General features: G+C 56.5%; 13 protein-coding genes. 1 reads left to right on the top strand and 12 read right to left on the bottom strand.

Translation table 11 applies throughout. The annotated features are described in order from the left end of the window. Positions 1-12: 12 nt before the first annotated feature. Genes ACU0FH_RS24285 through ACU0FH_RS24270 form a run of 4 tightly spaced genes read right to left on the bottom strand, consistent with a single transcriptional unit; the run spans position 13 to position 5,140 of the window. Entirely contained in the window at positions 13-1,065 is a 1,053-nt protein-coding gene (locus ACU0FH_RS24285) for an amidohydrolase family protein (protein ID WP_446197246.1), read from the bottom strand. Continuing rightward, the gene (locus ACU0FH_RS24280) at positions 1,062-1,940 is read right to left on the bottom strand and encodes an acyl-CoA thioesterase (protein ID WP_446197245.1); all 879 of its coding nucleotides are present in this window, start codon (positions 1,938-1,940) and stop codon (positions 1,062-1,064) included. Before ACU0FH_RS24280 ends, ACU0FH_RS24285 begins: the two co-directional genes overlap by 4 nt. After that, entirely contained in the window at positions 1,941-3,917 is a 1,977-nt protein-coding gene (locus ACU0FH_RS24275; protein WP_446197244.1) for an acetoacetate--CoA ligase, read from the bottom strand. It abuts the gene before it with no gap. Continuing rightward, positions 3,914-5,140, bottom strand: a complete 1,227-nt coding sequence (locus tag ACU0FH_RS24270; RefSeq protein ID WP_446197243.1) for a serine hydrolase domain-containing protein — start codon at positions 5,138-5,140, stop codon at positions 3,914-3,916. Before ACU0FH_RS24270 ends, ACU0FH_RS24275 begins: the two co-directional genes overlap by 4 nt. A 162-nt stretch (positions 5,141-5,302) precedes the next feature. Between ACU0FH_RS24270 and ACU0FH_RS24265 the strand changes: the two genes are divergently transcribed. Continuing rightward, positions 5,303-5,908, top strand: coding sequence for a glutathione S-transferase family protein (locus ACU0FH_RS24265; RefSeq protein WP_446197242.1), 606 nt, complete (start codon positions 5,303-5,305; stop codon positions 5,906-5,908). 44 nt (positions 5,909-5,952) lie between these two features. On the opposite strand, the gene ACU0FH_RS24260 is transcribed toward ACU0FH_RS24265, so the two are convergent. The 8 genes from ACU0FH_RS24260 to ACU0FH_RS24225 all read right to left on the bottom strand — a co-directional run bounded on the left by ACU0FH_RS24260 (position 5,953) and on the right by ACU0FH_RS24225 (position 14,030). Continuing rightward, entirely contained in the window at positions 5,953-6,654 is a 702-nt protein-coding gene (locus ACU0FH_RS24260; protein WP_238371321.1) for an ABC transporter ATP-binding protein, read from the bottom strand. 1 nt (position 6,655) lies between these two features. Continuing rightward, a complete protein-coding gene (locus ACU0FH_RS24255) occupies positions 6,656-7,414 on the bottom strand; it encodes an ABC transporter ATP-binding protein (RefSeq protein ID WP_446197241.1) in 759 nt (252 codons plus the stop codon). After that, positions 7,411-8,703: a branched-chain amino acid ABC transporter permease gene (locus ACU0FH_RS24250; RefSeq protein WP_446197240.1), complete on the bottom strand. Its 1,293-nt coding sequence runs from the start codon at positions 8,701-8,703 to the stop codon at positions 7,411-7,413. Before ACU0FH_RS24250 ends, ACU0FH_RS24255 begins: the two co-directional genes overlap by 4 nt. Beyond that, positions 8,700-9,656, bottom strand: coding sequence for a branched-chain amino acid ABC transporter permease (locus tag ACU0FH_RS24245; RefSeq protein ID WP_446197239.1), 957 nt, complete (start codon positions 9,654-9,656; stop codon positions 8,700-8,702). The genes ACU0FH_RS24250 and ACU0FH_RS24245 overlap by 4 nt, the downstream gene beginning before the upstream one ends. Positions 9,657-9,758: 102 nt before the next feature. After that, the gene (locus ACU0FH_RS24240; protein ID WP_238371325.1) at positions 9,759-11,003 is read right to left on the bottom strand and encodes a branched-chain amino acid ABC transporter substrate-binding protein; all 1,245 of its coding nucleotides are present in this window, start codon (positions 11,001-11,003) and stop codon (positions 9,759-9,761) included. A gap of 502 nt (positions 11,004-11,505) precedes the next feature. Beyond that, positions 11,506-12,312 (bottom strand): IclR family transcriptional regulator, encoded by an 807-nt coding sequence (locus ACU0FH_RS24235; protein ID WP_446197238.1) that lies wholly within the window; start codon positions 12,310-12,312, stop codon positions 11,506-11,508. Positions 12,313-12,338: 26 nt separating this feature from the next. Then, positions 12,339-13,370: a phosphotransferase family protein gene (locus tag ACU0FH_RS24230; protein ID WP_446197237.1), complete on the bottom strand. Its 1,032-nt coding sequence runs from the start codon at positions 13,368-13,370 to the stop codon at positions 12,339-12,341. Positions 13,371-13,379: 9 nt separating this feature from the next. Then, positions 13,380-14,030, bottom strand: coding sequence for a histidine phosphatase family protein (locus tag ACU0FH_RS24225; RefSeq protein WP_446197236.1), 651 nt, complete (start codon positions 14,028-14,030; stop codon positions 13,380-13,382).

The following is a 14,030-nucleotide window of genomic DNA, read 5'->3' as shown; positions in this document are numbered from 1 at the left end:
CTGCCGTCCGCTTTAGGCGGGCGGCAGGCCGTAAGTGGCGCGGGCGGACCCGGCAAAAAGTAAATCCTGAGACTCTGCATCAAGCTCAGCCGCCAATTTTTTGAAAAAATTCCAAAGTATAGCGTAGCTGACCGATACGCGATCGACCGGGAAATTGCTTTCAAACATGCAGCGTTCTGGGCCGAAATGAGCGATCATGTGTCGGTACCACCGCCCTTGCTGGTCGAGCAATTCATCGGAACCGGGAGGCTTGGAACGGTCCATAAAGCCAAACCCGTTGTCCGGCATCGCCAGCCCGCCGAGTTTTGCGCGCAGGTTCGGGCAATCTGCAAGATCGGCCATATCTTCCTGCCAAAGATCGAAAATCTCGTCGTGCTTGCCGGTAAAGCGACCGACACCCAATGGTGTGCCAAAGTGGTCGAGGATGATCGTCGTCTCGGGTACAGCGCGGACCATATCGAGGAAGTCGCGGTTCTGATGATGGTAGTGCCACGTATCGTAGGTCAGGCCGCGTTTGCCCAGATGCGACAGGCCGCGCCGAAAGGCGGGATCGCTGTACTGACCCTTTGCGCCTCTCCCCGGGATCATCAGGCTGGCGCGATCGTCGTCGCGGGCGCCGGAATGGCGGATGCCTTTCAATAGTCCCTGCCCGGCCCTTTCATGCGCATCCAGTGCCTCGTCCAGTTTTTCTGTCGGCAAGGTCAGATCGACATGCGCGACGACACCCGCGATCTGCGCACCACCTTGTGGCATTTCGGACGCCATCCGCGCGACGTTCGCGGTTTCAGCCACCGATTGCAGATGATCCGGCGCCGTGACGTCCCAGTAAGAGCGGCATTCGATATAGACGGTTTGAACAACGTTATGTCCTGCACTGGTATCACGGAGCAGCCGTTCAGTTTCGTAAACCGCCGGATTATCCTTTGTCCCGTGCACCCAGAGATGATGATGCGGATCGACGATTTGGCGATCCGGATCGATGATCTCTTCGCGCGTCAGTGCGAGCCACTCGTCACGCAGTTCGATTCCCGGACGCCATCCGGGATAGCGCCCGCCCGCGTTCACTTGCGCGCTTCCGCTGGCTTGTACCGGCGCACCAGCCCTTCCTGAGCTACGCTGGCGACCAGCTTGCCGGTCTGATCGAATATCTTGCCGCGGTTAAAGCCGCGACCGCCACCGGTAAAGGGCGCATCCATCGCGTAAAGGTGCCATTGGTCGAAATGGATCGGCGCGTGAAACCACATGGCGTGGTCAAGGCTTGCCGGGACGACGCCGCCCTTAAGCCAGCTTAGTCCGTGAGGACGCAAGGACGACCCAAGCAAGTTCATGTCGGAGGCATAGGCGAGATAGCAATGCTGAAGCTTGGCATCGTGCCCTTCGGCCGCCGGCATCCGGAACCACATGCAGTTTTCATCGTCCATCGGCGTTGGTTCCAGCATGTTCTGCGGATTGACTTCGCGTACTTCGATGGGACGCGGGCGCGCAAAGAACTTGGCCTGTTTTGGGTCGAGTTTCTCGGCATCCTTGGCGCGAAGCTCTGCCATGCTGGGCAGCCCGTCGGGAGCGGGTACATCGGGCATCTTGTGCTGATATTCCCAACCCTCTTCCGGTACGTGGAACGAAGCCGAGAGGTTTAGGATTTGCTTGCCGTGCTGAATGGCGATGACACGTCGGGTGGTAAAGCTGCCGCCGTCGCGGGCCCGATCGACTTCGTAGATAACGGGTATTTTCGGATCGCCGGGCCGGATGAAATAGGCGTGAAGCGAATGGCAGGTCCGGTCGGGCACTGTGAGATAGGCGGCCATCAGCGCCTGTGCGATAACGTGTCCGCCAAAGATGCGGATTTCGGTCTCTCCCCCCGAGCCGATGCCGCGAAACAGATCGACTTCCAGTCGTTCAATATCGAGCAGGTTCTGTATTTCCGCTGAGGGATCAGACATCTAGTTTTCTTTCTTCATGTTGTCGTTCAGGGTTTTCGCATAGGCGATAAAGGTGTCGAAACTGTCCGGGTTCGCCATCGAATCCCGGTTGACGATTTTATCCGGATCTCCGCCAAGCAGAAGCTTCTTTACCGGAACTTCCAGTTTCTTGCCGGACAGCGTGCGCGGAACTTCGGCAATCTCGATCATCTCGTTTGGCACGAACCGGGCAGACACGGCGGCGCGAATGGCATCGGCAATCTTGGTTTTCAGAGCGTCGTCCAGCGTGACACCCACTGCCGGGACGACAAACAGGGGCATAAAGCTGTCGCGCCCGAGGAATTCGAGATCGACAACCAGAGAGTCCATCACTTCGGGCAGGCCTTCGACGGCCTGATAGATTTCCGCGCTGCCCATACGCAGACCGCGCCGGTTGATCGTCGCGTCGGACCTGCCGTAGATTACCGATCCGCCGGTATCGGTGAACTCGATCCAGTCGCCGTGACGCCAGACACCCGGATAGGTATCAAAGTAGCTTTCGTGTAGACGCGAGCCGTCCGTATCCCCCCAAAAGAACAGTGGCATCGAAGGGAGCGGTTCCGTGCAGACAAGTTCGCCTACCTGTCCGTTGATTTCATCGCCGCTTTCATCGAATGCGCGGACGGCGTTGCCAAGCAGACGGCACTGCATTTCACCCATCCGGACGGGCATCATAGGGTGTCCGCCAACAAAGGCACCGGCAAGGTCGGTGCCGCCCGAGATTGGCGCCAGCCAGACATCGGGCTTCACCGCGTCGTAGATCCAGCGATAGGAGTCATCGGACAGTGGTGAGCCCGTCGAGCCAAGCGAGCGAAGCGCACTCAGGTCGACGCTATCCCTTGGCCGGATGCCCGCCTTAAGACAGCTTGCATAGAACGCGGCCCCTGCGCCAAGATAGGTAAGTTCTTCCTCTGCCGCGAAACGCCAGAACTCCAGCATATCAGGGTTATTCGGCGCTGCATCGAACAGAGCCACCGTTGCGCCAAGACCAAGGGCGGTGAACTGCGAATTCCACATGATCCAGCCAGAGGAAGTCAGCCAGCAGAACCTGTCCTTATCGCTCAGGTCCTGATGCAGGCTTTGCTTGGACGCTTCGAGCAGAATGCCGCCGTGGCCGTGCACGATGGGTTTCGGGTTGCCGGTTGTCCCCGAGGAATAGACTACCCAGAGCGGATGTTCGAAATCGACCGGGACGGGAGAAAATTCAACATGTTCCCGGGTCAGGGTGCTCCAGGAAGTGGCGCCTTCTGGAAGGTCGCCAACCACCGGAAGCACCACCAGATGTTCCAAGGTTGGCAGGCCCCTGGCTGTCGTGGCGATCAGCTCTCTCCGGTCGATGCGCTTGTTGTTGTGTACATAACCGTCCTGCGCGATGAGGACTTTCGGTTCGATCTGCCGGAACCGGTCCAGAATAGCGACGCCACCCATATCGGGGGCACAGAGCGACCAGATACCTCCAAGACTGACAGTAGCAAGGCAGGCAATGATCGCGGTTTCGGTATTGGGGAGGACGGCAACCACCCGGTCGCCCTGCCCGACCCCCATATCTGACAGATGCTTTGCAACGCTGGCGACCTGCCGCTCGAGTTCTTTCCAGCTTAACTCCTTACGCTCGAAGGTTTCCGAATGAACGATCAGGGCGGGTTTGTCGGGCGTTTTCCGGGCCTGCCTGAGTGTTACTTCAGCAAAGTTCGTTTTGACGCCGGGAAACCACTTGGCCCCGGGCATTTTGCGATCGGTGATGACTTCATCCACGTCATCGGCGCTTCCGATTTCGAAATAAGTCCAGATCGCGCGCCAGAAACTGTCGAGATCGCTCGTGCTCCACCGCCACAGGGCATCGTAATCGTCGAATATCAGGCCATATTCCTGTTCGATCCAACGGATGAACTGGGCCATCGTGCTGGCCTCGGCACGCTCGGGCGAAGGGGTCCAGAGGATCGGACGTTCGGTGGTCATTCCGTGATCGCTCCATGGACCAGCGCTTTCAATTCTGCCCGACAGGGATAAGAGCTGGAAGGCGTCAGCTGGGTGAAGAAGACGCAGCTGAGATCAAGGACCGGATCGACCCAGAACATGGTCGAGGCCATGCCGCCCCAGCTGAAGTCACCGACATTGCCTGGAACGCGGACCCGGCCGGGATCAAGGACAACCGATCCGCCGAGACCGAAGCCCATGCCTTCCATTGGCTGTTCGGCAAAGCTCTTGGGTCCCATCGAGGCGATGTCGCCAGGCAGATGGTTGCGCATCATGAACGACAAGGTATGCGGGCTGAGCAGGCGACTGCCCTCGCAACTGCCGCCCCGACGGAGCATTTCGGTAAAGGCCATGTAATCGTCGAGTGTACCGACAAGACCGCCGCCACCGGAAAAACAGGTGGTGCTTTCAAAAGGCGATTTGCCCGCGCGGTCTACCCGGCGCAGCGTATTACCTTCGCCCTTTGCCGCGTTAAGCGCCATCCCGTCGCCCTCGAGCGGGGTGTAGAGCGACGCAAAACGATCACCGACATGAGCGGGAACAGTGAAAGCGGTTTCGGTCATGCCGAGCGGGTCGAAAATTTCAGCTTTAAAGAACGCATCGAGCGACTTGCCGGAAACGACTTCGACCACCCGGCCCAGGATATCGATGGAAACCGAGTATTCCCAATGGCGTCCCGGCTGGAACGCAAGTGGCAGTGCCGCTGTTCGATCCGTCATTTCCTCTAGGCTGCTATCATTTGCCCGGAACAGGATCTTGTGTTCATCCATCGCCTTCCCCAGCAAGCCCGGGTTGAACGGATAGCTCAGCCCGCTGGTGTGGGTCAGTAAATGGTGGAGTGTCGGGCTGGGCGACGGTTCGGTCTGGTCAAGTGTTTCCGCGCCTTCAACTAGGGCTTGCATGTCGCTGAAGGCAGGAATGAATTCCGAAACGGGCGCATCAAGATGAAACAGTCCTTTTTCCGCCAGCATCATGATCGCGACAGAGGTGATCGGCTTGGTCATCGAATAGATGCGTGCCACGGTATCCCGTTCGAACGGTAGATCGTCCTCGACGTTTCTTTTACCGGCGGCGTTAAAGTAAACCTCTTCGCCATGCCGCTTTATCAGGACCGAACTGCCCGGAAACTTGCGTTCCGAAACATAGCGTTCCATCCAGTCGGCGATACGTTCCAGACGTTCTTTGTCGAACCCGGCAGTTTGCATGTTACACTCCCCTCGGCCGGGCATTTCCGTGCGTTGCGCATCGGGCGCATAGTGGTCCGGAATTGACGGCTTTACATGTTAACGGTACATATCGCGAGCACCGTGCACGAGCTGAACTTGCCATGCAAGCCACTCGGGTTAAAGCGAAAACAGGGGGGATTAATGAAACTATACTTTGCCGCAAATACGCGGGCAATCCGGATTGCCTGGCTTTTCGAAGAGCTTGGAATGGACTATGAAATCGTCCCTTTTAAACTGGGCGACAAGTCCATGCGCGAACCGGATTATCTTGCGGTCAACCCAAACGGTCGTGTGCCGACCATCGTAGATGGCGATGTGACGATTCACGAATCCGGCGCCATCGTCGAATACGTCCTTGCGCGATATGGGAATGGGCGGCTCATCCCTGCGCAGGAGAGCCCGGAATTCGCCGAGTATCTGCAATGGCTGCATTATGCCGAGGGCATGATTATGCCGCAGATTAACGTGATCATGGTGGAAACTGTGTTTCTTCCGCCCGAACGTCGCAATGAGACCAACGTCAAACGGGCGACCAAGCTTTTGAACAACATGCTGAAAGCCGTTGATGCAGCGCTTGAAGGCAAGGAGTATCTGGCGGGAAAATTTTCGGGCGCGGACATCATGTGCGGTCAGGCCGTCATCGTGTCCGACCGCCTTGGGGCCGACCTGTCTGACAAGCTTAATCTCAAGCCCTATATCGATCGTCTCAAGGCGCGTCCCGCCTTTCAAAAGGCCGCATCGCTTTGAAATGAAAAGGCCCCGGAATTCGGGGCCTTTCGTTTTCCTAAGGCTCAGACTTCGAGCCATTCCTTGCGCACATCCTCGCGGGCTTTCAATTCCTGCGGCGTGCCTTCGAAAACGACTTTGCCGTGGCCCATCACATAGACCCGGTGAGCGATGTCCAGCGCGATGGAAAGTTTCTGTTCCACCAGCAGGGTCGAGATCCCGCGTTTGGCGATTTCCTGCAAGAGCTCGGCCACGCGCTGGACCATCTGGGGGGAAAGGCCTTCGGTCGGTTCGTCGATCATGACGAGGTCAGGGTCGCCCATCAGGGTACGGCACATGGTCAGCATCTGCTGTTCGCCGCCGGAAAGCACTGAGGCTTCGACATCGGCCCGATTGTCGAGGTTCGAAAACAGGTTGAACATGTCCTGCATCGACCAGCGTCCGGCGCCATCCTTTTGTCCGGGCTTAAGACCAAGGATCAGGTTCTGACGCGTGGTAAGGCCAGGAAAGATATCCCGATTTTCAGGCACATAGCCGACGCCAAGGTTGGCGATCTCGAACGCTTTCTTCCCGGCAATCTCCTGTCCCTTGAACACGACCGACCCGACAGGCGACACCTCGCCCATAACGGCCTTGCAGGTCGTTGATCGCCCTACCCCGTTTCGGCCCAAGAGGGCGACGATCTCGCCCTCTTGGATGTTAAGGTTAACCCCCTGAAGAATATGGGATTTGCCGTAGTAAGCATGCATGTCTCTGACTTCCAGCATATTAATGCTCTGCCTCCAATGCGGCGCCCAGATAAGCCTCTTGAACTTTGGGGTTGGAACGGACGTCTTCGGGATGTCCCGTGGCGATGATCTCGCCATAGACCAGAACGGAAATCTGGTCCGCGAGGCCGAAGACCACGCCCATGTCATGCTCTACCATCACCAAAGTCTTGTTCTGCGTGACCTTGCGGATCAGCTCGACGATGTAATCGGTTTCCGAATGGCTCATGCCTGCGGTCGGTTCATCCAGCATGATAACATCAGCACCGCCGGCAATCGTGATCCCGATCTCAAGCGCACGCTGTTCCGCGTAAGACAGGAGGCCCGCGGGCAATTCGGCGCGCTGCAAGAGGTTGATCTGATCAAGTATTTCCAAAGCGCCATCAGTAAGGTCCTGCGACCGGCTCACCATGTTCCAGAACGAGTACTTGTAGCCATGCGACCAGAGCAGCGAACAGCGCACGTTTTCGAACACCGTCATCTTTGGAAAGATGTTGGTGATCTGGAACGAACGGCTGAGCCCCATGCGATTGATTTCGAACGGAGCCTTGCCGCGCAGGTCATGCCCGTGAAGCTTGATTGACCCGCTTGTCTGGGGAAACCGTCCGGTAATCAGGTTGAACAGCGTGGACTTTCCCGCCCCGTTTGGCCCGATGATCGCATGGCGTTCCCCTTTGGCGATCGACAGGTTCACACCACGGATAATTTCGGCTTTTCCGAAACTCTTCTTCAGGTCGGTGATTTCAAGAGCGGCCGTCATGCGGGTCTCCCTTTTGGTGTATTGGCCCGATGCCAAGCTTCCCTGAGTGAAGGCGCGGATAGACGCGCCAGCCAGAAACCGCCAACCGTCGCAACACATGCGATGATCCATGGCAGCACGCTATGGCTATCAAAAGTCGTCCAGAAGAGCGTCATTTGATCATCACCGGCCGAGGCATGGCGGACGTGGAAGAGCAGTTCCATCAGCGCGGCAAGGCCAAAGATGGCGATAATCGCCGGAACCAAGGTTTTGATGTAGGGCACGACCAGAGTGCCTAGTTTTCCGAACTTAGCCGCCGGCACATGCATCATCAGGACACCGGCTAGACCGCCGGGGAAATACATCACCGTCGCCAGGAACAATGCACCCACGTAGAGCTGCCAGATTTCGCTCTGCAGGCTGAGAACCGATTGCAGAAGGGTAAAGACGATCGCCCCGATTATCGGCCCGAAAAAGAACCCGACGCCGCCAAGGAACGCGATCAGAAGGATCACGCCGGACTGGGTGGTCGAAAGGTTGGTTTCGGTGAGGATTTCGTAGTTGATCGCGAAAAGCGCGCCCGCGATCCCGGCAAAGAATCCAGCCGCGGAGAAAGAGAAGAAGCGAACCCAACGCGCTGAATAACCGAGGAATTCTGCTCTTTCGGGATTGTCTCTGACGGCATTAGCCATCCGGCCTACAGGCGTGCGAGAAAACAGGTACATCAACAGCGTCGACAGGACTGTCCAGAAAGCGATGAGATAGTAGACCTCGATCTGTTGAAGGAATTCGATACCAAAGAACGGCATGAAATATGTGCGATCACCCGGCATGCCTTCTTCACCGCCGAAGAAAGCGGTGATGATGACGGAACAGGCCGCAATGAGTTCGCCAATACCCAGCGAAATCATGGCAAAAACGGTGCCTGCTTTTCGTGTTGAGAAAGAACCGACGATCGTGGCCAGACCCAATCCGAAGAGACCGCCAAAGATCGGCAGGATCGGCAGCGGAATCGGCAACTCGTTCGTCTCCACGATGTTCATCAGGTGCATGCAGAAAAATCCACCAACACCCATGTAAACGGCGTGACCAAAGCTCAGCATACCGCCCTGCCCCAAAAGCATGTTGTAGCTCAGGGCAAAGACGATGGTGATCATCATCTGGTTCATGATGGTGATCGCGCTGTTCGACTGAAAGATCGTCGGCATCGCGACAAGAAATATCACGCTGATCACCCAAGGGAGGACCTGCCCAAGGCTGAGCGTCGGGGCGCGGGTTATCGTTGCGGTTTTTTGAGATGCATCGGTCATACGTCACGCTTTCCAAAGAGTCCGTGCGGACGGAAGACAAGGATCAGGACCATCAGGATGTAAGGCAGGATCGGTCCGATCTGCGGCAGGGTAAGTGTCCAGAGATCCCGCAGGTAGCTGTCGCTCAGCGTTTCCGGCCGTTGCATGCCAAAGGATTCAAGGATCGACGCAAAGGGAAAACTCGACGATGCGGCGAAGGTCGTAAGCCAACCCAGAAGCAGCGACGCTACCAGTGCGCCCCAAAGTGACCCGAGTCCGCCGATGACGATGGTCACGAAGACGATCGAACCGAGCACGAAGGCCATACCCGGGAATGTGCCAAGGACCGGTCCTGCCAGCACACCTGCAACGCCCGCCAGGGCGGTGCCCACGCCAAATACGCCCATGAAGATCAGCGGCACGTTATGCCCCAGCGCTTCGACCGTACGCGGATAGGACAGCGCGGCCTGGATTATCATGCCGATGCGGGTCCGTGTGAGGATGTAAAGAAGGCCGATAAAGATCGCCACCGAGGTAAAGATCATGAAGACCTTGTATGCAGGTACCGCGTTGTTTCCGATGGAGAAAAGCGCGAACTTCAAAATCTCGGGCTCCTGATAGGCCATCAGATTGTTGCCCCAGAAGAACTTGACGACTTCCTCGATCAGAAGCGCCAGCCCAAAGGTAAAGATCAGTTCGGGTACATGGCCGTATTGGTGTACGCGACGCAACCCGTAGCGTTCGACGAGCGCGCCGACAACACCCACGAGAAGAGGTGCGATCAGCAGCCCCATCCAGAATCCGAGGTACATACTGATCTGATAGGCGAAATACGCGCCAAGCATGTAAAAGCTGGCATGCGCAAAGTTCAGAACGCCCATCATCGAAAAGATCAGGGTCAGTCCGCTGGAAAGCATGAACAACAGCAATCCATAAAACAGCCCGTCGATAAGGTTGATAATAACCAAATCCATCGGCCACCACTCCTTGGTCGAAATTCAGGTCTTATTGCAGTTTTTGCGAAGGGGCTGCCCCCTACGCCGTGGCGCGGGGCAGCCTCGCGGAAAAGTCGCCGATTACTCGGGGCGTTCCATTTCGCAGGTGGTGGGAATATCAGCCGAGGCCATTTCGACCTTGACCGCTGTCTCGAGACCATAGTCAGAGTTGTCCAGCAAATGCTTGAGGCCGCTGGCCTGTTCCATCACGTAGACGTCTTGGATCGCTTGGTGATCTTCGGCGCGCATCTTGATTTTGCCGCCCCAGAAATTATCGGTTTCCATGCCTTCCAAGGCCTTGGCGACCTCGACCACGTCGGTGGCGGTTCCAGCTTCTTCAATGGCCATGGCCAGCATGCGGACAACGTTAGCGATACGCGGCTGGGAGATGTCATGGTCCGGATACTTTGCTTCGAAAGCATCGACATATTCATCGACTTCGGGCGAGCCTGCCGGGTTCAGTGCACCTTCGCCAACAAGGTTGATCTTGCCCACCCCAGCTTCGCCAAAGGTACGGGTGATACCATTGGATGCCGCATAGTAGGTATAAATCGGTCCGGTAAACCCTGCTTCGATGATTGCCTTACCAAGTCCAACCATATCGGAGCCCCAGTTACCGGTGATGACGGCATCCGCGCCCGAAGACACGATTTTGCGTGCATAGGGCGTAAAGTCCTTGACCTTGCCGATCGGGTGAAGCTCGTTCCCGACGATTTCGATGCTGTCCTTCTTGGCACCCAGATCGCGCTGAGCCGCTTCGGCCACGGCCTTGCCGAAGGAGTAGTCCTGACCGATCAGGTAAACCTTACTGATCTCATCGTTTTGAACGATGGCATCTGTCAACGCATCCATCTTGATGTCGGCGTTCGCATCGAAGCGGAAATGCCAGAAGTTGCATTTTTCATTGGTCAGCGCCGGATCAACGGCCGAATAGTTCAGGAACAGGACCTGGCTATCGGGGTTGCGGCGGTTGTGCTTGTTGACAGCTTCGGTGAGTGCATGCGCAATCCCCGAAGAGTTCCCCTGCACCACGTAATGAGCACCCTGGTCGATCGCGACCTGAAGGTTGATGAGCGATTCCTTCCCGTCCATCTTGTTGTCGAGACCGATGACTTCGAACATGTCACCGTCCAGCACGCCACCCTTCTTGTTCACGAGCTCCTCCGCTGCGAACTGGAATTCGGCCAGACCGTTGGTCCCTGTCGTGGCAAACGGCCCCGACAGCGGATCGATGAATGCAATCTTGATATTCTCCGCGAAAGCGGCTGTTGCACTGACAGACAGTGCAAGCGCGGCGGTGACGCCGAACTTAGTAGGTATGCGCATTAGTTTTCCTCCCTAACATGAGACCGGTCGCTTTCGAGGCGATTATTCGGTCCCGCATAAAGAGCCTTGCATATCGCCGTTCAAAGTCAAGCATCCGAACCTTACCAAATGTTACCGGAGAAACTGGGGGCTCTGGCCACGTGATACTTCGACGGCAAATAAAAAATCCGGCCGACGGGATGCGTGCAACTTTTGCGATCGTACAGTATTGCTTCTTCGATTGAGGTTTGATTTGTAAGGCACTGAAAATAATATATTAAAACAATGATACCTCGCGTGAATGTGAGAAATGGTAGCGGCCCGATTACAAATGTTACCCACGAGAAATCTGAATAGGTCCGCTTCAAAATCGTTTGTTGAGCGAGGTATTTTGACGGTATATTTTAATCGTTCAGATACTGGATGTTCGCGGTCACAGTCCGGATTTCCCGTCATCGGCCATTCCGCAGAGCAAAAAACCCTTCCACAGCGAAATGTGATTCTTTCGCGCAATAAAGTTGCGCTAAGTGCTTTTCGAGTGAAACCCTAGTACTTGGGCAGCATTCTTCAGACGATCAGCATACTGGCCTTCGAGTTCTTCCTTCTGGACGTGAAAGGAGGGCCCGCCGGTGTTCAGGCCATAAACCCTTGCGCCGTTCAGAGATGTGACGGGAACGGCGATACCATTCACATCACCGCGCCATTCACCGTACCCGCGGCAATAACCACAGTCCCGGTATTCTTCCAGAGCCCGGTTGAGGCTTTCCATACAGGCTTCCAACTGGTCAGGGGTTTCCTGCCGGACGAGGTCAAAGACGGTCTCCCGTTCCCACTGTCCCATGCCCACGAGAATGGCGCGCCCGATGGCCGAAAAGAAGAGAGGCAAGCGCGATCCCACGTGCATGGTCAAAGACACGTTTTCGCGTGAGCTTTGGACCGCCAGATAAACGACCTCGAGCCGGTGCCTTTCGCCAAGCGCAACCGTAATGTAGGAATTTGGGCCGTCTCGCAGGTCGCGCATGACTTCGGTTGCGCGTTCGCTCACCTCCATGCCAGCCAGCACGCCAAATCCAAGATGCAGGACCCCTGCCCCCAACCGATACGTTCCCTTACGCGGATCTGCGATAAGATAGTCAAGCTTGCACAGCGTGTACGTGAGCCGCGATACCGTTGGTTTCGGCAGCCCGGTACGCTCGGCAAAGTCCGTGTTGGTCAGCTCTGTTTCATTCGGGCCAAAGCAGCGCAGAACGTCCAGTCCACGGGCAAGAGCGGTTACGAAATTGCGATCTTTGGGATCTTCGGAATGAGGGGTGAATTCAGCATCCGCCATAAGAGCGACCTTTCAAGCGTTTTGCATCAGTTCTGCAAGGCTTCCAGGCCTTTTTCAGCGAAAGCAGGCACATGCTCACCAACTTTCATGGCGCGTTCCGGGTTCGAGGCGTTGCCATCCAGCGCCCGTTTCAAAACGCCTTGGATGATACCGGCCATACGGAAAAAACAGAACGAAAGGTAGAAGCCAAAGTTCTCGATTTCCGGCAAACCGCGTCGCCCGCAATAGCTTGCGATAAATTCCTCATCCGACGGCAAACCCAGCGCCTTGCGGTCGACACCGGCGAGGCCGCGGCCTTCGGACCCGGCGGGCATCTGCCACTGCATGATGACAGACGCTAGGTCGGCATAGGGATGACCAATGGTCGACAATTCCCAGTCCAGCACGGCAAGGCAATTGGTGCCATTTTTCTCGAACATCATGTTGTCGATGCGGTAATCGCCATGGACCAGCGTTCTCTGCCCATCGTCTTCTGGCATCTGTCGCTGAAGTTCCTCCATGAGCTTGTCCATGGCCGGAATCTTGGTGGTTTCCGATGCCCGGTACTGTTTTGACCAGCGCCCGACCTGACGTTCGAAATAGTTGCCCGGCGGGCCATAGTCAGAAAGTCCGACAGCGTCTATATCGACCATGTGCAGTTCCGCCAGCACCCGGTTCATGTCGTCGATTACGGCGCCGCGTTCAGCGTTGGACAGGCCCTCACCTTCCATCGTGGGCTGTCTAAAATTTCGCCCGTCGACGTGGTCCATGATGTAAAAAGCCGACCCGATCACCGAGTCATCCTCGCAGAGCAGATGCATCTTGGCTACGGGAACCTTTGTATCGGCAAGCGCGCTTTGAACGCGGAATTCACGGTCGACCGCATGGGCTGATTTCAGTAATACGCCCGGGGGTTTACGTCGCAGAACGTATTTCTTGCTTGGCGTTTTCAGCAGAAATGTCGGATTCGACTGACCAATATCGAATTTCTCCGCCTCTATCGGTCCTTCGAAACCTTTCAGGTTTTCTTTAAGATAGGCGGTCACAGCCGCAAGATCCAGCGTTTGGGTATCAGCCATTTCGAGTCCTCAGCTGTAGGTCAGAAGATTTTTCCGGTCCGGGCCGGAGAGATGTGGCGTCGAATTGAATTCATGCAGGAAGAAACGCGGGCCAGAAAAGACGAACTTGTTGATCGCCGTGTTTTTGACCTGCAGGTTGACCTCCATCATCATCGCGTCCGGGGCCTGCAGCGCGCGGGCAACCAGCTGTCCGATCACGCCGCCGGAACTCACGACAAGAACGCGGCGAGCCTTGGTATCCGTCGCAAAGCGCAGCGCGTCCGAAGTTCTTTTTTCGAAATCCTGCCAGCTTTCAGCGGCGCCAACGATTCCATCGGTCTGCCATTGCAGGATGGTATCCTTGAGCGTGCGGAAATGCGTCTTTCTCTCTCCCCTGACCGCATCCGGCACTGCGCCGTCAAACCGGTGATGCAGCAGGTTGTGAAAGTCGTATTCGTTGAAACCGGGATGCTCTTCGCGGGGTCGATCAAACCCCATCGCATCCAGCGTTTCTTTCTGTCGTCTGAGCGTACCGGAGATGCAACGATCCGGGGTCCACCCCATGTTCCGCAGCGCTTCGCCTGCGAGGCGGGACTGTTCATGTCCCACCTCTGAGAGGATGTCATAATCATCCGCCCCGAAAGACGCCTGACCATGACGAACGACAAAAAGCTCTGCCAT

Source organism: Heliomarina sp. (assembly GCF_052826185.1).
The sequence above is the reverse complement of the archived record's forward strand: the minus strand, read 5'-3'. Positions and strand labels throughout refer to the sequence as shown.

Bases quoted from the DNA above. Each gene is read 5' to 3' on its own strand.
- ACU0FH_RS24250 (WP_446197240.1), bottom strand. From the start codon at position 8,703: ATGACCGATGCATCTCAAAAAACCGCAACGATAACCCGCGCCCCGACG.
- ACU0FH_RS24255 (WP_446197241.1), bottom strand. From the start codon at position 7,414: ATGACGGCCGCTCTTGAAATCACCGACCTGAAGAAGAGTTTCGGAAAA.
- ACU0FH_RS24230 (WP_446197237.1), bottom strand. From the start codon at position 13,370: ATGGCTGATACCCAAACGCTGGATCTTGCGGCTGTGACCGCCTATCTT.
- ACU0FH_RS24275 (WP_446197244.1), bottom strand. From the start codon at position 3,917: ATGACCACCGAACGTCCGATCCTCTGGACCCCTTCGCCCGAGCGTGCC.
- ACU0FH_RS24265 (WP_446197242.1), top strand. From the start codon at position 5,303: ATGAAACTATACTTTGCCGCAAATACGCGGGCAATCCGGATTGCCTGG.
- ACU0FH_RS24260 (WP_238371321.1), bottom strand. From the start codon at position 6,654: ATGCTGGAAGTCAGAGACATGCATGCTTACTACGGCAAATCCCATATT.
- ACU0FH_RS24245 (WP_446197239.1), bottom strand. From the start codon at position 9,656: ATGGATTTGGTTATTATCAACCTTATCGACGGGCTGTTTTATGGATTG.
- ACU0FH_RS24240 (WP_238371325.1), bottom strand. From the start codon at position 11,003: ATGCGCATACCTACTAAGTTCGGCGTCACCGCCGCGCTTGCACTGTCT.
- ACU0FH_RS24270 (WP_446197243.1), bottom strand. From the start codon at position 5,140: ATGCAAACTGCCGGGTTCGACAAAGAACGTCTGGAACGTATCGCCGAC.
- ACU0FH_RS24225 (WP_446197236.1), bottom strand. From the start codon at position 14,030: ATGGCAGAGCTTTTTGTCGTTCGTCATGGTCAGGCGTCTTTCGGGGCG.
- ACU0FH_RS24235 (WP_446197238.1), bottom strand. From the start codon at position 12,312: ATGGCGGATGCTGAATTCACCCCTCATTCCGAAGATCCCAAAGATCGC.
- ACU0FH_RS24280 (WP_446197245.1), bottom strand. From the start codon at position 1,940: ATGTCTGATCCCTCAGCGGAAATACAGAACCTGCTCGATATTGAACGA.